The sequence below is a fragment of the Amycolatopsis sp. NPDC043885 genome, from assembly GCF_056435685.1.
The window spans coordinates 247,455-266,634 of sequence record NZ_JBWKEA010000001.1; the positions used below are offsets into that span (position 1 = coordinate 247,455).

General features: G+C 69.4%; 16 protein-coding genes. 5 read left to right on the plus strand and 11 right to left on the minus strand.

Translation table 11 applies throughout. The annotated features are described in order from the left end of the window. Positions 1–62 precede the first annotated feature (62 nt). Both AC069I_RS01270 and AC069I_RS01275 read left to right on the plus strand, forming a co-directional pair. Entirely contained in the window at positions 63–1,037 is a 975-nt protein-coding gene (locus AC069I_RS01270; RefSeq protein WP_478264620.1) for a hypothetical protein, read from the plus strand. A 55-nt stretch (positions 1,038–1,092) separates the two neighbouring features. Further along, a complete protein-coding gene (locus tag AC069I_RS01275; RefSeq protein WP_123798275.1) occupies positions 1,093–1,623 on the plus strand; it encodes a GNAT family N-acetyltransferase in 531 nt (176 codons plus the stop codon). A 122-nt stretch (positions 1,624–1,745) separates the two neighbouring features. Here AC069I_RS01275 and AC069I_RS01280 read toward each other — a convergent pair whose 3' ends face one another. Both AC069I_RS01280 and AC069I_RS01285 read right to left on the minus strand, forming a co-directional pair. Beyond that, complete coding sequence (locus tag AC069I_RS01280; protein WP_478233874.1) at positions 1,746–3,209, minus strand: aldehyde dehydrogenase family protein; 1,464 nt, start codon at positions 3,207–3,209, stop codon at positions 1,746–1,748. A gap of 216 nt (positions 3,210–3,425) precedes the next feature. Further along, positions 3,426–5,165, minus strand: coding sequence for a glycerol-3-phosphate dehydrogenase/oxidase (locus tag AC069I_RS01285; protein ID WP_478225133.1), 1,740 nt, complete (start codon positions 5,163–5,165; stop codon positions 3,426–3,428). Positions 5,166–5,400: 235 nt separating this feature from the next. Here AC069I_RS01285 and AC069I_RS01290 point away from each other — a divergent pair, with 235 nt between their 5' ends. Together AC069I_RS01290 and glpK are read left to right on the plus strand one after the other, a co-directional pair. Next, positions 5,401–6,156, plus strand: coding sequence for an MIP/aquaporin family protein (locus AC069I_RS01290; protein ID WP_478225131.1), 756 nt, complete (start codon positions 5,401–5,403; stop codon positions 6,154–6,156). 14 nt (positions 6,157–6,170) lie between these two features. Next, on the plus strand, positions 6,171–7,682 hold the full coding sequence (gene glpK, locus AC069I_RS01295; protein ID WP_340684567.1) for a glycerol kinase GlpK: 1,512 nt from the start codon (positions 6,171–6,173) through the stop codon (positions 7,680–7,682). Between the two features lie 54 nt (positions 7,683–7,736). Here glpK and AC069I_RS01300 read toward each other — a convergent pair whose 3' ends face one another. The 3 genes from AC069I_RS01300 to AC069I_RS01310 form a co-directional block, all read right to left on the minus strand. Then, positions 7,737–8,330 (minus strand): class F sortase, encoded by a 594-nt coding sequence (locus tag AC069I_RS01300; RefSeq protein ID WP_478225130.1) that lies wholly within the window; start codon positions 8,328–8,330, stop codon positions 7,737–7,739. 22 nt (positions 8,331–8,352) lie between these two features. After that, on the minus strand, positions 8,353–8,814 hold the full coding sequence (locus AC069I_RS01305; protein ID WP_478225234.1) for a hypothetical protein: 462 nt from the start codon (positions 8,812–8,814) through the stop codon (positions 8,353–8,355). Positions 8,815–8,897: 83 nt separating this feature from the next. Next, positions 8,898–10,301 carry an NAD(P)H-quinone dehydrogenase gene (locus tag AC069I_RS01310; protein ID WP_340684569.1) on the minus strand — a complete coding sequence of 468 codons (1,404 nt, stop codon included), beginning with the start codon at positions 10,299–10,301 and terminating at the stop codon, positions 8,898–8,900. Between the two features lie 127 nt (positions 10,302–10,428). Here AC069I_RS01310 and AC069I_RS01315 point away from each other — a divergent pair, with 127 nt between their 5' ends. Continuing rightward, entirely contained in the window at positions 10,429–10,881 is a 453-nt protein-coding gene (locus AC069I_RS01315; RefSeq protein WP_185927259.1) for a gamma-glutamylcyclotransferase family protein, read from the plus strand. 62 nt (positions 10,882–10,943) lie between these two features. On the opposite strand, the gene AC069I_RS01320 is transcribed toward AC069I_RS01315, so the two are convergent. The 6 genes from AC069I_RS01320 to AC069I_RS01345 all read right to left on the minus strand — a co-directional run bounded on the left by AC069I_RS01320 (position 10,944) and on the right by AC069I_RS01345 (position 18,957). After that, a complete protein-coding gene (locus tag AC069I_RS01320; protein ID WP_478225233.1) occupies positions 10,944–11,786 on the minus strand; it encodes a DUF559 domain-containing protein in 843 nt (280 codons plus the stop codon). 238 nt (positions 11,787–12,024) lie between these two features. Then, complete coding sequence (locus tag AC069I_RS01325) at positions 12,025–13,323, minus strand: amidohydrolase (RefSeq protein WP_478225129.1); 1,299 nt, start codon at positions 13,321–13,323, stop codon at positions 12,025–12,027. Between the two features lie 238 nt (positions 13,324–13,561). Next, positions 13,562–13,858: a hypothetical protein gene (locus AC069I_RS01330; protein ID WP_478225128.1), complete on the minus strand. Its 297-nt coding sequence runs from the start codon at positions 13,856–13,858 to the stop codon at positions 13,562–13,564. Between the two features lie 57 nt (positions 13,859–13,915). Next, on the minus strand, positions 13,916–14,914 hold the full coding sequence (gene meaB, locus AC069I_RS01335) for a methylmalonyl Co-A mutase-associated GTPase MeaB (RefSeq protein WP_478264621.1): 999 nt from the start codon (positions 14,912–14,914) through the stop codon (positions 13,916–13,918). 3 nt (positions 14,915–14,917) lie between these two features. Beyond that, positions 14,918–17,086 (minus strand): methylmalonyl-CoA mutase, encoded by a 2,169-nt coding sequence (gene scpA / locus AC069I_RS01340; RefSeq protein WP_478264622.1) that lies wholly within the window; start codon positions 17,084–17,086, stop codon positions 14,918–14,920. After that, positions 17,086–18,957, minus strand: coding sequence for a methylmalonyl-CoA mutase family protein (locus AC069I_RS01345; protein WP_478264623.1), 1,872 nt, complete (start codon positions 18,955–18,957; stop codon positions 17,086–17,088). Before AC069I_RS01345 ends, scpA begins: the two co-directional genes overlap by 1 nt. Between the last annotated feature and the right edge of the window lie 223 nt (positions 18,958–19,180).

Consider the following 19,180-nt stretch of genomic DNA (forward strand, 5'->3'; position numbering starts at 1 on the left):
ACGAACATGATCGTCAAGTCCAGAATGCGCGCGGGGTCCTTCTCGCCGCCACCACCATCGGGATGACCGCGTTGGGCGCCGTGCCCGCGAACGCGGCGGAAGGGCACTGGGAGGCCACCTTCCTGACATTGCCCGCGGGCAGCGAACTTTCGCGGGGCTTCGTCACCGGAGCGGACGGGCACGGTGGCTACGCGGGCGCCTTCCCCATCGGCGGGACCTCGCAGATCGTCACCTGGAAGAACGGCGCGCCGACCGTCCACGGGGTACCGGCCGGATACGAATGGGCGATGGCCTGGGACCAGAACGGGTCCGGCACGGTGGTGGGCGACGCGTCCGACTACGACACCGGGGAGACCAGGCCGTTCGTCCTCGACGCGAACGGGTTCCGGGTCCTCCCGGTCCCGGCGGGGTTCTCCTACGTCTACGGCGTGGCCGTCAACGACCAGGGTGACGTGGTCGGCAACGCCCACAAGAAGGACGATCCGGACGGCACCCGCGCGGTGCTGTGGCGGGCCACCGCCACCTCGTCCGGTCCCGAGCTGCTCCCGGCCGGCCTGCTGGCGACCGACATCGACGACGACGGCACGGTCCTGCTGAGCCGTCTCTACAACGGCGGATTCGTGTGGAGGAACGGCGACCTCACCGAGGTCACCGCTCCCGCCGGATACGATTCCGTGACCGTGAGGGCCATCGAGGACGGCCGGATCGCCGGTAGCGCCTACGACCCGGCGATCCAGGATTCGCAGGCGTTCGTGTGGAGCACGCCGACCACCGCCGAGGCGCTGCCCGGTGGCGTGTACGGCGTCGATCTCAACTCGCACGGGCTCACGACCGGGCTGGAGCCTGCCCCCGAGCCGATCATGAACCGCTCGGTGACCTGGCAGGGCACCGAGCGGTCCGGGGCGTTGCCGACCCCGGCGGGTTTCGGACGGGCGCAGAGCCGGGTCGTCTCGGACGACGGGACGATCGCGGGAATCACGTCGAACAAGCCGCTGGACGAGGGCGGCACGCCGGTGGTCTGGCGCTACGTGCGGTGATCTCCGGCCGGGGTGGTCCGTATGCGGGCCACCCCGGTCTGGCTACCCTCGAAGGGTGGAACCGGTGGAGATCAACGCGGGCGAGTACTACCTGCGGCAGCTGCGGGCGGACAAGGCCCTCGACGACCGTCCGGCGCTGGTCGCGGCCTTCGCCGATCCGACGCACCGTAAGTACGTCCTGAACTATCGCTTGCGGGACCTCGACGAGGCGACCGAGTACGTCGCGCTGCGCGCCGCCCAGTGGGCGGGTGACGAGCGCTGTTCGTGGGCGGTGGCCGAGCCGACGACCGGGGATCTGCTGGGCGAGGTCGGCCTGCGGGACCTGGATCTCGACGCCGGGTACGCGGAGGCGTCGGTCTGGGTGCGCGCGGCGTCGCGGGGCAAGGGGGTCGCGAGCACCGCGCTCAACGCGGCCCTGCGCTTCGGCTTCGGCGGGCTCGGCCTGCGCGAGGTCAGCTACCGCTACGAAGAGACCAACGAGGTGTCCGCTTCGGTCGCCCGCAAATGCGGGTTCACCCTGGTCGGGCCCGAACTCGAGCCGGCCCCGACCGGGGAACGCCTCATCCGCTGGCGCCGCACCGCCTGAGCCTCCCCCACATTTCGTCCTCTGAATGCGGCAGTACGCGACACGAACTACCGCATTCAGAGGACGAAATGCGGTCGTTGGCAATCCGAACTACCGCATCCAGAGGACTGAATGCGGGCGGGTCAGAAGGGGTAGGTGGGCGGCGGGTTCCGGACGGTGACCCACCGCGTCTCGGTGAACGCCTCGATGTTCGCCGCCGCGCCGCCGAAGCGGCTTCCGGTGCCCGAAGCGGCGACGCCGCCGAAGGGGCTGTTCGCCTCGTCGCTGACCGTCTGGTCGTTGATGTGCACGATCCCGGTCGGGACGCGGTCGGCCAGCTCCAGTCCTTTGAGGACATCGCGCGTGACGATCCCCAGCGACAGCCCGTACTCGCTCGCCGTCGCGAGACGGACGGCCTCCTCCGCGTCGGAGAACCGCACGACCGGCGCGACCGGGCCGAAGATCTCCTCGGCGACCGCGGGCGCCGTCGACGGCACGTCGGCGAGCACCGTCGCGGCGTAGAACAGCCGGTCGTACTCGGCGCCGGCGGCGACCCGCGCCCCCGCCGCGACGCTGGCCGTGACCAGCTCGTGGATCTTGTCCCGCTGCCCGGCGTCGATGATCGGCCCGAGCGCGACCTCGTCCCGCGCCGGGTCGCCCACCCGCAACGCCGCCGCCTTCGCCGCCAGCCGCTCGACGAAGTCGTCGTAGAGCCGCTCGTGCACCAGGTGCCGTCCGGTGGTCATGCAGATCTGGCCCTGGTGGAAGAACGAGCCGAACGCGGCGACCCCGGCGGCCTCGTCGACGTCCGCGTCGTCGAGCACGATGAGCGCGGAGTTCCCGCCCAGCTCCAGATGTGCCCGCTTCAGGTGCTTCCCGGCGAGTTCGCCGACCTTGCGCCCGGCGCCGGTCGACCCGGTGAACGAGATGACCCGGACGGCCGGATGCGTCACCAGCGTCTCGCCGACGTCCGCGCCGCCCGGCAGCATCTGGAGCACCCCCGGCGGCAGGCCGGCTTCCTCGAAGATCCGCGCGAGGACCACGCCACCGGTGACGGCGGTACGCGGATCCGGCTTCAGGATGACCGCGTTCCCCAGCGCGAGCGCCGGTGCGACCGAGCGGATGCCGAGGATGATCGGCATGTTGAACGGCGAGATCACCGTGACCACACCGGCCGGCACGCGGCGCGCCATCGAGAGGCGCGGCTCTTCGCTCGGCAGGAGTTCGCCGTACGGGCGTCCGGGCAGAGCCGCCGCTTCGTAGCACTCCTGCTCTGCGACGTGCAGCGAAAAGCCCGCGACTCCCGGCACGGCGCCGACCTCGCGGACGTTCCACCAGCGGATCTCGTCGGCGTACTCCGACCACAGCCGGGCGGCCTTGCGCAGGACGGCGGCCCGCTGGACGTGCGGTGTCGCCGCCCAAGCCCGCTGCGCCTCGGCCGCCGTTTCCGCCGCCTTCGCGGCGTCTTCGGCCGAGGCGATCCCAATGCTTCCCAGCACCGCTCCGGTCGCGGGCTCCGTGACCTTCCGGGTGCCGCCGGTGCCGGGCACCCAGGCACCGCCGGCGAAGATCCGGTCCGTCCACGTCGACGAGTCGAGAAACACCACAAGGCCGCCTTCCGTCTCTGTGCCTGATCAAAGAGCCCTCGGCCGCGATCGACGTCGGCAGGGCGCTGATCAAACTTTTCCCGTTCGCGGACAAGGGCCCTGCCACCGCGATAGCGGGGCCTTCGGCCGCGCGGGCTGGGACGGCCGACGCTATGCCAGATTCACCGGATCAGGCAACGATCTCTGCGCGCGTGGCACACCACGCGGCAGGGACGATCAACTCACCGGTTCGATGATCCCCGAGCGCGCTTCCGGCGCGGCCGAGCGCAACGCGTCGGCGGCCTCGTCGCTCGGCTGCGACTGGGACTTCCGTTCCGCGTCGACCCGCGCCTTGTACACCTCGACTTCGCGTTTCTCCTCGTCCTTCGACCAGCCGAGCACTTCGCCCACCAGCGTGGCGACCTGCGCGGCGCAGTCGACGCCGCGGTGCGCGTACTCGATCGAGATCCGCGTCCGGCGCGCGAGCACGTCTTCCAGGTGAAGCGCGCCCTCGTGGCTGGCCGCGTAGACGACCTCGACACCGAGGTAGTCCGGAGCGTGCTCCAGCGGCTTCAGCAGTTCCGGACGTCCTTCGCCGAGTGCGAGGACCTCGTGCACCATCGAGCCGTACCGGTCGAGCAGATGACGCACGCGGTACGGGTGCAGCCCGTGCTCGCCGGCCAGGTGGTCGGCCTGGTTCACCAGCGCGTGGTACCCGTCCGCGCCCAGCAGCGGCACCTTGTCCGTGATGGACGACTGCGGCCTGCCGGGAAGATCGACGGCCGCGGCGTCGACGGCGTCGGCCGCCATCACCCGGTACGTCGTGTACTTGCCGCCCGCGATCGCGACCAGCCCCGGCGCGACACGCGCGACCGCGTGCTCACGCGAAAGCTTCGACGTCTCTTCGCTTTCCCCTGCGAGCAAAGGCCGCAGCCCCGCGTAAACGCCTTCGATGTCGTCGTGCGTCAGCGGTGTCGCGAGCACGGTGTTGACGTGTTCCAGGAGGTAGTCGATGTCGTGCTTCGTCGCGGCGGGATGCGCGAGGTCGAGGTTCCAGTCGGTGTCGGTGGTCCCGACGATCCAGTGGTTGCGCCACGGGATGACGAACAGCACGGATTTCTCGGTGCGCAGGATCATGCCCGATTCCGAGACGATCCGGTCGCGCGGGACGACGATGTGCACACCCTTGCTCGCCCGCACCCGGAACCGGCCGCGGCCACCGGAAAGGCGCTGCAGCTCGTCGGTCCACACGCCGGTGCAGTTGACCACCGCGGAGGCGTGGATCTCGGTCTCGCGGCCGTCCTCGACGTCGCGCACGCGAACCCCGGAAATGCGGTCCGCCTCGCGGAGGAAACCGACCACCTGGGTGGAGGTGCGCACCACGGCGCCGTAGTGCGCGGCGGTGCGGGCGACGGTCATCGTGTGGCGCGCGTCGTCGGCTTGCGCGTCGTAGTAACGGATCCCGCCGATCAACGCGGACCGCTTCAGCGCCGGGACCATCCGCAGCGCGCCCGCGCGGCTCAGGTGTTTCTGGCCGGGGACCGACCGCGCACCGCCCATCGTGTCGTACATCAGCAGACCGGCCGCGGTGTACGGACGCTCCCAGACCCGGTGGGTCAGTGGGTACAGGAAGCTGACCGGCTTCACCAGATGCGGGGCGATCGTGGTCAGCATCAGCTCGCGTTCCCGCAGAGCTTCCCGCACCAGACCGAATTCCAGCTGTTCGAGGTAACGGAGCCCGCCGTGGAAGAGCTTGCTGGAGCGGCTCGACGTGCCCGAGGCGAGGTCGCGCGCTTCGACGAGGGCGACCCGCAGGCCGCGTGTCGCGGCGTCGAGCGCCGTGCCCGCCCCGACCACTCCGCCGCCGATGACGACGAGGTCGAACTTGTCCTCACCCAGCCGCTGCCAAGACTCTTCCCGCTTGAGCGGTCCCAGCCTGGCGGGGCTGTTTTCGGCTTCGCGCTGAGAGCTTGCCACGTGACATTCCTCCTTGGTGCCGCTGTGGCTCCAGCATCGCACGATCGGCCGCGACCGGTCCGTTATGCGGGTGACACGTGTGGCGTAACCCTCGTCGATCTTGGAAGGATTGGTTCCCGCGACGCCTGGAAGGAACAAATACGCGACGGTAACGTGCCACGGACGTGGGTCGGCAAGGGCGCCGTAGCACACCGTGTTCGACCCTGCGCGGAATGTCCAAAGTGGAGGTCAAGCGGTGAGTGCAGGAGCCATATTCGTCTGGGAACTGCTGGGAACGGCGGTCCTGATCCTGTTGGGTAACGGCGTGGTCGCCAACCACGTGTTGCGGAAGAACAACGGCCACAACGGTGGCGTCGTGATGATCACCTTCGGGTGGGCGTTCGCGGTCTTCGCCGGTGCCAGCATCGCCGCGCCGAGCGGCGCGCACCTGAACCCCGCGGTGACACTGGGCCTCGCCATCGCGGACAAGACGAAGTGGGCGGACGTCCCGATCTACTTCGCCGGGCAGCTGGTCGGCGCGATCCTCGGCGCCGTGCTCTGCTGGGCCGCCTACAAGCTGCAGTTCGACGACCACCCGCAGCGCGACGAGACGCTCGGCATCTTCTCGACCGCGCCGCAGATCCCGAACAAGGTGTGGAACCTCGTCACCGAGATCATCGGCACCTTCGTGCTGGTCGCGTGGATCCTGCTCAGCCCGGTCTACGCCAACGCCACGGCTGAGGGCGGCACGCCGAACTTCGGCAACTCCGCGCTCGGCTACGCGGGTGTAGCGTTCGTCGTGCTGGTCATCGGCCAGTCCCTCGGTGGTCCGACCGGTTACGCCATCAACCCGGCCCGAGACCTCGGCCCCCGCATCGCGTACGCGTTCCTGCTGCCCATCAAGAACAAGGCCAACCCGAACTGGGGCTACTCCTGGGTCCCGGTCGCCGGCCCGCTGGTCGGCGGTGCCCTGGCCGCCCTGCTCTTCCTCGCCGTCCACAACCTCACCTGAGACTGGAGTTTTCGATGACTTCGTACGTAGCCGCGATCGACCAGGGCACCACGTCGACCCGCTGCATGATCTTCGACCACTCCGGCCGGGTGGTCGCCGTCGACCAGCGGGAACACGAGCAGATCTTCCCGAAGGCGGGCTGGGTCGAGCACAACGCCGAAGAGATCTGGGAGAACACGCGGGCCGTCGCCGCGGGCGCGCTGGCCAAGGGGGACCTGGTCGCGAGCGACATCGTCGCGGTCGGCATCACCAACCAGCGCGAGACCACGCTGGTCTGGGACCGCACCACCGGCAAGCCGGTGTACAACGCGATCGTGTGGCAGGACACCCGCACCGACAAGATCGTCAGCGACCTGGGCGCGCTCGGCGGCGGGCAGGAGCGTTACCGCGCGAAGGTGGGCCTGCCGCTGGCGACCTACTTCTCCGGCCCGAAGATCAAGTGGATCCTCGACAACGTTGACGGCGCCCGCGCGAAGGCCGAAGCCGGCGACTTGATCTTCGGCAACATGGACACCTGGGTGCTGTGGAACATGACCGGCGGGGTCGACGGCGGCGTCCATGTCACCGATCCGACCAACGCGTCGCGGACCATGCTGATGGACCTCGACACGCTGACCTGGGACGCCGAGATCGCCGAAGAGATGACGATCCCGCTGTCGATGCTGCCGGAGATCCGGTCGTCGTCGGAGACCTACGGCAAGGTCCGGGAGAAGGGGGCGCTGGCCGGAGTTCCGATCTCGGGCATCCTGGGCGACCAGCAGGCGGCGACCTTCGGGCAGGCGTGCCTCTCGCCGGGTGAAGCGAAGAACACCTACGGCACCGGCAACTTCATGCTGCTCAACACCGGCACCGAGAAGGTCATGTCGGACAACGGGCTGCTCACCACGGTCTGCTACAAGATCGGCTCGAACGACACGGTGTACGCGCTCGAAGGCTCGATCGCGGTCACCGGTTCGCTCGTGCAGTGGCTGCGCGACAACCTCGGCCTGATCGGTTCGGCGGCCGAGGTCGAGCAGCACGCCCGCACCGTCGAGGACAACGGTGGCGCGTACTTCGTACCGGCGTTCTCGGGTCTCTTCGCGCCGTACTGGCGCTCCGACGCCCGCGGCGCGATCGTCGGACTCACCCGGTTCGTCAACAAGGGGCACATCTCGCGGGCGGTCCTGGAGGCGACGGCGTTCCAGTCGCGCGAGGTGATCGACGCGATGAACGCCGACTCCGGCGTCCCGCTGAAGTCGCTGAAGGTCGACGGCGGGATGGTCGTCAACGAACTGCTCATGCAGTTCCAGGCCGACATCCTCGGCGTGCCCGTGATCCGGCCGGTGGTCAACGAGACCACCGCGCTCGGCGCCGCCTACGCGGCCGGGCTCGCCGTGGGGTTCTGGGAGAGCGAGGACGACATCCGCAACAACTGGGCGCAGGACAAGCAGTGGGACCCGTCGATGGACGAGGCCCGCCGCGAATCCGAGTACCGGAACTGGAAGAAGGCGGTCACGAAGACCTTCGACTGGGTCGACGAAGACTGACCCGCCGCTTTGCGCGTGAAGGCCCCTTCCCAAGCGGTTGGGGGCCTTCACGCGCTACGGGGACGAGATCATCCGGGCGAACACGATGACGTTGTCGAGGTAGTTGCGCGACGCCTTGTCGAAGACCCCGCCGCAGGTGATGAGCCGCAGTTCCGGCTCGGTTGTGTCGCCGTAGACGGCGTCGGTGGGGAACTCGTCCTTCGCCACCCGCTCGACCCTCGTGACCGCGAACTCGACCGTCACGCCGTCCTTGCGGGTGATCGAGACCTTGTCGCCGGGCGTCAGTTCCTTCAGCCGGAAGAAGATGCCCTTCTGCTTGTTCCCGTCCACGTGCCCGAGGATCACCGAAGGCCCGATTTCCCCCGGTGTCGGCCCGTGCACGTACCAGCCCGCCTGCATCGGCCGGGTCACCGGCGGCACCTCGATGGTGTCGTCCCCGTTGAGCCCCAGCGGGATCAGGCTGGACCGCGCTTCGATCTTCGGCACGTCGATCGACACCGGATCGGCCTTCGGCAGTCCTCGGGTGACGGCCCCCGCGGCCCGCTCCGGGACTCGCGGCGGAACGACCTCGTCCTGTCCGGACTGGACGAACGCCAAGACGGCCGCCAGAACCACCGCGAGCACCAGCGGTGCCCATCGCACCTTCATGCTCACCCCTTTCGGGAAGCGGTCAGGAGGCCATGCTGCCGTCGCCCGCGTGAGCGGCACCGGAAGGCACCGCGCTCACCTGCCGGGGAGGAACGGTGAATGTTGCCGTATAAGACTTTCCGTTGCAGTTGACGGTCAGCGGGTAGCTGCCGGGCGCGGTGCCGTCTTTGAGTTCGACGTCGGCGCTGACGTTCGCCGGCACCCCGATGAGCGGGCCGTAGTCGTACTTCCCGATGCTCAGCACCGGCGAAGAGAACGTCGTCGACGACGGCGCCTTCAGCCCGTCGCCGCCGGGGCATCGCGCCAGCGCCACGTTGGAGTCACCGTGCACAAACTTGTTGACGAGCCCGAGTTCGTAGGCGGTGTCGTCGTTGAGCTGCACCGTGACACCGGGATCCGGCTCGGGTTGCTGTGCGAAACCGGCTGACGCCCCCGCCAGCACCGCCGCACCGATCGCCACCACTCCGGCGAGAACCCTGCGAATCACGGAAAACCCCTAGCTGTCAACGAAACACCGACACGCGCTAGACGCGGCCGCCCCCGCGAGGGTTGCTTCGCCGGAGGCGATCAGTCCAAGTCGTCGTGGCGCATCAACTGGCGGCCCGCCTCGGTGATCGACCCCGACAGCGACGGGTACACCGAAAATGTCAGTGCCAGATGTTCCACTGTGAGCTGGTTCTGGACGGCGAGCGCGATGGGAAGGATGAGTTCGCTCGCCGTCGGCGCCACGACCACCCCACCGACGACCACACCGGTGGCGGGGCGGCAGAACAGCTTCACGAAACCGCGTCGCAGGCCTTCCATCTTCGCGCGGGCGTTCGTCGCGAGCGGGAGCATGATGGTGCGGGCGGGCACCTCACCCGAGTCGATCGCCTGCTGGCTGATGCCGACGGTCGCGATCTCGGGGTGGGTGAACACGTTGGCGGCGACGGTCTTGAGTTTGATCGGCGCGACACCCTCGCCGAGCGCGTGCCACATCGCGATGCGGCCCTGCATGCTGGCCACGGAAGCCAGCATGAGCACCCCGGTGCAGTCGCCGGCGGCGTAGATCCCGGGCGCGCTGGTGCGGGAAACCCGGTCGACGCCGATGAAGCCGCCGGGGCCGGGCTCGATGCCGACCTTCTCCAGGCCGATGTCGGTGGTGTTGGGCACCGAACCGACGGTCATCAACGCGTGGCTGGCTTCGATCACGCGGCCGTCGGCGAGGTGGATCTCGACGCCCTTTTCGGTGCGCTCCACCTTGTCGGCGCGGGCCTGCTTGACGACCGTGGTGCCGCGCTGCGAGAAGACCTCTTCGAGCACGGCGGCGGCGTCGGCGTCCTCGTGCGGGAGCACGCGGTCGCGGCTGGACACGACGGTGACCTTGACACCCATCTCGGTGTAGGCCGAGGCGAATTCGGCGCCGGTGACACCCGAACCGATGACGGCCAGGTGCTCGGGCAGCTCGCGCAGGTCGTAGAGCTGGCGCCAGTCGAGGATGCGCTCGCCGTCCGGCACGGCGCCGGGCAGCACGCGCGGGGTGGCACCGGTGGAGATGAGGACGACGTCGGCGTCGAGCACCTCGGTCGAGCCGTCGGGGGCGGTGACGGCGACCTTGTGCGTGGCGAGCCCGGCCTCTTCGTCGTCGAAGCGGGCCTGGCCGATGACGACGCGGACGCCCTCGCGCTGGACGCGGGCGCGGATGTCGGCGGACTGCGCGAGCGCGAGACCCTTCACCCGGCCGTGGACGGTCGGCAGGTCGACGCTGGTGTCGGCCATGTCGGTGTTGATGCCGAGCTCGCGAAGGTCGTGCATGTTCGCCAGCGCGCCGGAGGAGGCGATGAACGTCTTCGACGGGACACAGTCGTAGAGCACGCACGCGCCGCCCAGGCCGTCACGCTCGACGATGGTGACGTCGGCTCCGTGCTGGGCCGCGACCAGTGCCGCTTCGTAACCGGCGGGGCCTCCGCCCATGATCACGATCTTGGTCACTGGTCTCCTCCTCGCAGCGGTGTCTGTGACTGCGTTTACCGTACGCGGGCGACCGTTGGGCGGATTGAGTGGCCGGACACGGCATGTGCGTCCAGCCGGGTGACCGCCGGGTCGCTAGGCTGTGGCCGTGCCGTTGTATGCCGCGTATGGATCCAATATGGAGCCCTCCCAGATGTTGGAGCGCGCTCCCCACTCGCCCATGGCCGGCACCGGCTGGCTGGAGGGCTGGAGGCTGACCTTCGGGGGCGAAGACCTCGGCTGGGAAGGCGCGCTGGCGACCATCGTCGAAGACCCGGGCTCCCGGGTCTTCGTGGTGCTGTACGACGTCACCTCGCTGGACGAACCCAACCTCGACCGCTGGGAAGGCGGCGAGCTGGGCATTCACTCCAAGATCCGGCTCCGCGTGCAGACCATGGACGGCTCCGTGCTGGCGTGGCTGTACGTCCTGGACGCCTACGAGGGCGGCCTCCCGTCCGCGCGCTACCTCGGCGTCCTGGCCGATGCGGCCGAGGCCGCCGGCGCCCCCGCCGACTACGTCGACGCCCTCCGCACCCGCCCCTGCCAGGGCATCTCCGGCTGACCCGCGAGTTCCGCCCCCAAGCACGCGAGTTCCGCCCCCAAGCACGCGAGTCACGGCTTCAATCACGCGAGTCGCGCCGTACGACGCTCGAACGCTCCCCGCAACTCCGCCAGTAACCGTCGCGGATCCCGCAGGTCGGCCGCCGTCGCGCGAACCGTGATCCATCCGCGCGCCGCCATCCGGGCATCCCGCTCGGCGTCATAGTCCTGCCTGCCCTCATGGGCGGCATAGCCGTCGTACTCCAGGGCGATACGCAGTTCAGGCCACGCGAGGTCGAGGACGTACAGCTTCCGTCCGTCGATGGTGCCGATCTCGTACTGGGCGACCGGTACCGGCAGCCCGGCCTCCACGACGATCAAGCGAAGGATGCTCTCCGACGGCGATTCGGCCTCGCCCGTCGCGAGCGCGAGCAGCATCTGCGCCCTGTGGATACCTCGCCGGTCGCGACGGTCGAGAAGGCGATCCCGGACGTTGGTGTGAAGGACCGCCCGATGGTTCGGCGCGAGGTTGTGCATGGCCTCTTCGAGTGCGGCGAACGCTGTTCGCTTGTCGCCGTCGCAGAGGTGGTCGGCCAGCGCGCGATCCAACGAGAACACGGGAAGTTCGTCCAGTTCGACGATATCGGACGGGTGAAATTCTGCCCGGTGCACCACGAGCCCCGACCTCGATTCGACCCGTCTCGAGTACGGGACGGTCAGGTGGACCGTGGTGCCTTCCGCAGCCGAAATCCCATGCAGGGCAAGAGAAGTGACGCCGGACAGCACCGCGGGCGGCCCGATCGCGAGCAGTGCCGCCTGCGCCAGAGTCGGCAGCTTGAGCAGATCCGCGGCGTGGACGACCACGCCTCGCCACGGCTGCGCCAGCGCACCGCGCGCCATCCCTTCGCGGACGGCCCTCCGCCCCAAGATCCTGTCGGCCTCACTACGCGAGACCACCCCATGACGTCCTCCCCAGTTGATCACGTCTTCGAGAATCGAAGATCAGATCGGCCTTGGGAAGACCTGTTTTCCCAAGCTGTGGATAACTCGCCCAGGCTGTGGATAACCCTGTGCGCGGATGTTCGGACCCGTTAGGGCGAACATCCGTGCACAGGGGCGGAACTCGCGTGCTTGAAGACGGAACTCGCGTGCTTGGAGGCGGAACTCAGGCCAGGGTGGCCAGGGCCGTGTGGACCAGCGTGCGGACTCCGCACAGGAGCGAACGCTCGTCGAGGGTGAAGGTCGGGCGGTGGATGTCGGCCATCGGGCCTTCACCGGACCAAACGCCGAGGCGAGCGAAGGCGCCCTGGACGTGCTCCAGGTACCACCCGAAGTCTTCGCCACCGGACGACTGTTCGGTCCCGGCGACGGCGGCCTCGCCCAGCGCGGCCTCGACGCCGGCCCGCATCAGGGCGTGCGACTCCGGATCGGAGACGACCGGCGGCACGCCGCGGCGGTAGTCGAGGGAGAACCCGACCCCGGTCGGCGCGAGCAGCGACTCCACCGAAGCCGCGACGAGCGGCTCCAGCATCGTCCAGACCTCGTGGTCCGCGGTGCGGAGCGTGCCGCGCAGCACCCCGTCCTGCGGGACGGCGTTGGCGGCCTGCCCGGCGTGCACCGCTCCCCAGACCAGCACGGTCCCGGAGCGCGGGTCGACCCGCCGCGAGAGCACCGCGGGCAGCGACGTGATCACGGTGCCCAGCGCGTGCACCAGGTCCGCGGTCAGGTGCGGCCGCGAGGTGTGCCCGCCCGGCGAGGTGAGCCGCAGCTCGATGAGGTCGGCGGCCGACGTCAGCGCGCCTTCGCGCAGGCCGACCTTGCCGACCTCGAGCCGCGGGTCGCAGTGCAGCCCGTAGATCCGCTCGACGCCTTCCATCGCGCCCGCGGCGATCATGTCCAGCGCGCCGCCGGGCATGACCTCCTCGGCCGGCTGGAAGATCAGCCGCACGCGGCCGGGCAGCTCCGGCGCGCCCGCCAGCGCCCGAGCCGCGCCCAGCAGGATCGCGGTGTGCGCGTCGTGCCCGCACATGTGCGCGGCGCCGTCGGTCTTGGAGGCGTACGGGAGGCCGGTGGCCTCGGTCAGCGGCAGGGCGTCCATGTCGGCGCGCAGCGCGACGCAGCGGTCGCCGCTGCCGATGTCGCAGACCACGCCGGTGCCCGTGGGGAGCACCCATGGCTTGAGCCCGACCGAGCGGAGCAGCGACATGACCATTTCGGTCGTGGCGAACTCGTGGCGGGAGAGCTCCGGGTGCGCGTGGATGTGACGGCGCCACGCGACGACGTCGGTGGCGTTCGCGCGGAGCCAGTCGTCGAGCCAGAAAGGGCCGCGTCCGGCACCAAGGTCATGCACAGGTGCCATGCTGACGCCGGCCTCGGAGATCAGCGCGGTGGGCGCCTCCATAGGGGCAACGACGCGACCCTCGGGGTCACCTGGAATGTCCGGACGTGAATCGAGCACCGTCACGCCGCACCTCCTCCCGCGACACAGTCACCTTCGTCTACCACCGTACGAGTGGTCGCTGAAGGCACGCTGGGTGCCGTTCGATCTGTGATACGCATTTGCGATAGATCGTGCACCATGCAGATGACAAGCCGCTCGTCGAGTGATCGAGCCGGAGACGGCCGGTAGTGGATCTGCGATGAACGGCTGTGAGAGTTCGGCCCAGGCTAAGCGGAGAGTCCTTCTACTTACCGGTAGCGGTTCAGGACTTCTTCTTGGAACGGGCGCGGCGGCCGAGGATCACCAGGCCGAGCAGGACGGCCGCGGCGACGCCCGCGATGATCTTCCGCTTGGTCTCCTGGCTGTTGGCCTTGTCGGTCTCGGCGGGGTCGAGCACCGGCCCCGGAGGCGCCTGCGACGGCACCTCGTGCACCGCCGCTGCCTGCGCGATCACCGGCGCGGGCGCCTGGATCTCCACGGCCTGCGCGACAGGCGCGCAGACGACCAGCCCGGCGGCGACGAGTCCGGCAAGCTGCCCGAGACGAGACCTTTTCGGCATGATTCCCTTTCGACGGCGTGGCGCGAACCCGATTCTGCACTCTGCCGGGTTCCCGCGTCAGCCGCCACGCGGAGGACCGGAGAACGCCTCCAGAATCCGTTGCGCGGCCAGCGTCGGGGTCAGCTCACCGTCCCGGACCGCCCGTTCGACGTCCGGGACGACCGCTCGCACGTCCGGATGCGAAGCGAGCCGTCCGAGGAGCTGTTCCCGGACCATCGACCAGGTCCACTCCACCTGCTGCCGTCGTCGCCGTCCGTCCAGTTCACCCGAAGCGGTCAATACGTCGCGGTGACGGCTGATTTCGGCCCACACGTCGTCGAGTCCGACGTCGGTGAGCGCGCTGCAGGTCAGCACCGGGGGCGTCCACTCGGCGTCCCGTCCGTAGATCATCCGCAGCGCGCCGGCGAGTTCGCGGGCCGCGCGTTTCGCGTCGCGTTCGTGGTCGCCGTCGGCCTTGTTGACCGCGATGACGTCCGCCAGTTCGAGGACACCCTTCTTGATGCCCTGCAACTGGTCGCCGGTGCGGGCCAGGGTCAGGAACAGGAAGTGGTCGACCATGTTCGCCACGGTCACCTCGGACTGCCCGACACCGACGGTCTCGACCAGCACGATGTCGTACCCGGCCGCTTCCATCAGCACGATCGTCTCGCGGGTCGCCCGCGCGACGCCGCCGAGCGTGCCCGAAGTCGGCGAAGGGCGGATGAACGCCCTCGGGTCCACGGCGAGGCGCGCCATCCGGGTCTTGTCGCCCAGGATCGAGCCGCCGGTCCGCGTCGACGACGGGTCGACGGCCAGTACGGCGACCTTGTGCCCGGCCTCGGTCAGATCCGTGCCGAGCTGGTCGATGAAGGTCGACTTGCCGACACCGGGAACGCCGGTGATGCCGACGCGCCGTGCGCCGCCCGCGTGCGGGAGCATCTCGACCAGCAGTTCCTGCGCCTGCGCCCGGTGGTCCTCCCGGTTGGACTCGACGAGCGTGATCGCCCGCGACAGCAGGCCGCGGTCACCCGCGAGGACCCCTTTGGCGAGCGCCCCGACGTCGATCTTGCGCGGCAAGGTTCAGGACTCCTGGGCGGTCAGCTGTCCGATGAGATCGATCGCCGCTTCCGCGATCACCGTGCCGGGGCCGAAGATCGCCGCCGCGCCCGCCGCGCGCAGCTCTTCGTAGTCCTGCGGCGGGATGACGCCGCCGACCACGACGATGATGTCCTCACGGCCCTGTTCGGCGAGTTCGGCGCGCAGCGCGGGGACCAGCGAAAGGTGCCCCGCCGCGAGCGACGAAACGCCGATGACGTGCACGTCGGCCTCGATCGCCTGCCGCGCGACCTCGCCGGGGGTGGAGAACAGCGGGCCGACGTCGACGTCGAAGCCGATGTCGGCGAAGCCGGTCGCGATCACCTTCTGGCCGCGGTCGTGGCCGTCCTGGCCCATCTTCGCGACCAGGATCCGGGGACGGCGGCCCTCTTCCTGGGCGAAACTCTCGACCAGTTCACGGGCCCTCTCGACGTTCTCGGCCTTGCCGACCTCCTCGCGGTACACACCGGAGATGGTACGAATCTGGCCGGAGTGCCGCCCCCAGATCTTCTCCAGCGAGTCGGAGATCTCGCCGACGGTGGCCTTCGCCCTGGCGGCGTCGATGGCCAGGGCGAGCAGGTTCCCGTCGGACTCGGCGCCCGCGGTGAGCCGCCGCAGCGCGTCCTGTGTGGCGTCCTCGTCCCGCTCCTCGCGCAGCCGGCGCAGTTTCTCCAGCTGCTGCGCGCGCACCCCGGCGTTGTCGACCTTGAGCACGTCGATCTGCTCGTCGTCGGTGACCTGGTACTTGTTGACGCCGATCACCGGCTGGCGACCGGAGTCGATCCGCGCCTGCGTCCGCGCCGCGGCCTCTTCGATGCGCAGCTTCGGGATGCCGGCGTCGATCGCCTTCGCCATCCCGCCCGCCTGCTCGACCTCGGTGATGTGGCCCCACGCCTTGCGCGCGAGGTCGTAGGTCAGCTTCTCGACGAACGCGCTGCCGCCCCACGGGTCGATGACGCGCGTGGTGCCGGATTCCTGTTGCAGCAGCAGCTGCGTGTTCCGCGCGATGCGCGCGGAGAAGTCGGTCGGCAGCGCCAGCGCCTCGTCGAGGGCGTTGGTGTGCAACGACTGCGTGTGGCCCTGGGTCGCCGCCATCGCCTCGACGCAGGTGCGGACGACGTTGTTGTAGACGTCCTGGGCGGTCAAGGACCAGCCGGAGGTCTGCGAGTGGGTCCGCAGGCTCAGAGACTTGGAACTCTTGGGGTCGAAGCCCTTCACCAGCTTCGCCCAGAGGAGTCGCGCCGCGCGGAGTTTCGCGACCTCCATGAAGAAGTTCATCCCGATCGCCCAGAAGAAGGACAGGCGCGGCGCGAACTTGTCGACGTCCAGCCCGGCTTCGACTCCGGCGCGGATGTACTCGACGCCGTCCGCGAGCGTGTACGCCAGCTCCAGGTCGGCGGTCGCCCCGGCTTCTTGCATGTGGTAGCCGGAGATGGAGATCGAGTTGTACTTCGGCATGTTCCGCGAGGTGAACGAGAAGATGTCCGAGATGATCCGCATCGACGGCTGCGGCGGGTAGATGTAGGTGTTGCGGACCATGAACTCCTTGAGGATGTCGTTCTGGATGGTCCCGGCCAGTTTGTCCGGCGTGACACCCTGTTCCTCGGCCGCGACGACGTACAGCGCGAGTACCGGCAGGACGGCGCCGTTCATGGTCATCGAAACGCTCATCTTGTCGAGCGGGATGCCGTCGAAGAGCTGGCGCATGTCGTAGATCGAGTCGATCGCGACGCCCGCCATGCCGACGTCACCGGCGACGCGCGGGTGGTCCGAGTCGTAGCCGCGGTGCGTCGCGAGGTCGAAGGCGACCGAAAGGCCCTTCTGCCCGGCCGCGAGGTTGCGGCGGTAGAAGGCGTTCGATTCCTCCGCGGTGGAGAAACCCGCGTACTGGCGGATGGTCCACGGCTGGTTGACGTACATCGTCGGGTAAGGGCCGCGCAGATACGGCGCGATACCCGGATACGTGCCGAGGAAGTCCACTCCGGACAGATCGTCGGCGGTGTAGACCGGTTTGACGCCGATGCCTTCAGGTGTCTCCCACGCGAGCGCGTCGGGCCCCTTGCCGGTGGCGGCGTGCAGTGCTTCAGTCCACTGAGGACGGTCGGCGGGGTCGGGGCCGCCGAGCTCGATTCCGGCGAAGTTCGGGATGGTCATCACTGCACTCCGAGCTCGTTCAACGTGCCGGTCAGGATTTCCAGGGCGTCGCAGCCCGTGTAGAGGTAGCCCGTGACGTCCGGGTGGTCGCCGGGCTTTCCGGCGAGCAGCACCGACGTGGCGCCGGCTTCCTTCAGGGCCTTCGCAACGCTGTCGGCTTCCTCCGCGTAGGAAGTGTTGCTTCCGCAGAGACAGGCGATCTTCGTGCCGCTGGCCCGGAATTCCGCTACGACGTCCTCGGGCGCGCCGGGGTTCACGGCCTCGATCCCGCCCGCTTGGAACAGGTTCGCCGCGAAACTCGCCCGTACGGTGTGCGCCGCGACCGGGCCGAGCGTGGCGAGGAAGACGCGGGGACGGTTCGGATGCGCGTCCGCCCGGTCCCGCAGGGCCTCGAACGCTTCGGCGTACCGGTGCCGGGGCAGGCCGCCGCCCGGCAGGTCTTCGACGGCGTCGCGAACGACCGCTTTTTCCGTCAGATTGGGGAATTCGCTGACACCGGTGATCGGATCACGCCGGGTCGCGAGCCGCTTCGACCGCTTCTCCCAGGTTTCGGCGAGCCGCGCGGCGAGCGCTCCGGAGGCCAGCTCGGCCTCGATCCCACCGGCCGCCTCGATGGCGGTGAACTCGCGCCACGCGGCCTTGGCCAGGTCTTCGGTGAGGTTCTCGACGTACCAGGAACCACCCGCCGGGTCGATGACACCGGCCAGTTTGGACTCCTCCAGCAGCACGGCGTGCGTGTTGCGCGCGATCCGCGCGGAGAACGCGTCCGGCTGGCCGATCGCGGCGTCGAACGGGAGCACGGTGATCGCGTCCGCGCCGCCGACCCCGGCGCCGAAGCAGGCGAGCGTGGTCCGCAGCATGTTCACCCACGGGTCACGCTGGGTCAGCATCGCGGGCGAAGTGACCGCGTGCTGCCGCATGCCCGCACCCTTGCCACCGGACACTTCGGTGACCCGGGCCCACAGACGCCGCGCGGCGCGGAACTTGGCGATCGTGAGGAACTGGTCGGCCGTGGCGGCGAGCCGGAATTCGATCTGCCCGGCCGCGGTGTCGACGTCCAGCCCCGCTTCGGTGAGCGCCCGCAGGTAGGCGACACCCGCAGCGATGGCCGCGCCGAGTTCCTGCGCGTCCGAGCCGCCGGCCTCGTGGAACGGCAGGCCGTCGGCGACGATCGTCCGCACCTTCGGGTGACTGACGGCGACCCGCGCCGCCAATTCCGCGGCGGGGGCGAGCGGACGCGCCGAACCGGTGCGCGCGGCCGCCCCGATCGGGTCGGCGCCGAGGGTCGCGGTGACCGCGCTCGCCGGAATCTCGCGTTCGGCGAAAAGGGCGAACAACTCGTTCGCGGCGGCCTCGTACTCGTCGCCCGCGTCGAGGATGACGGGTGCGAGGTCGATGTAGACCTCGTTCAGCGCGTCGCCCAGATCGGTGACGGGGACGCCGGTCGCGCCGGCGCGCAGCCAGATGGAGCCGACGCCGCCTTCGAGGTCGGCGAGGATCGCGGCGTTCGTGGCCTTGGCGTCACGGCGCGCGTACCGGGCACGGATGTCCCAGCCGGTCGTCACCGCTCCTTCGGGCCGGGCGCTTCTCACGAACGGCGGAAGGCCGGGGAAACCTGTCCCCTCGACGGCGTCTTCGGCGGTGTAGAGCGGCTGGATCTCCAGGCCGTCGTACGTCCGGGTGACGAGCTTGCTTTCGGGCAGGCCGTCGAACGACTCGTCGATGGCGCCGCTCTTGCGCAGCACTCCGGCCACGAGTTCCCGCCACTGCTCCCGGCTCGCTTCCGGGAACTCCGCCGCGAGCTTCAGCTCTTCGGGCGCGTCGGGCTCGCCTGGGGTCGGCACTGACTCCGTCTCGGCCACTTCCGTCATAACCATCGATGCTAACGGCCCTCAAGTGGCGTTACCTGTGACGCTAGTCGCGCCGAAGGGGTGACTGGGCGGCGGTGGCGAGGTTGGGGCGCGCTGGTCGTGAGTGGCGATCTTGAAAGGTAGTGAAGGCCTGACCCGAATCACCGTTCTCGCTGCACCGACGACCTGTTCCCAGTGACGTGTTCACTCCGACAGGGCACGGCGCATGGGTCCGTCACACGGG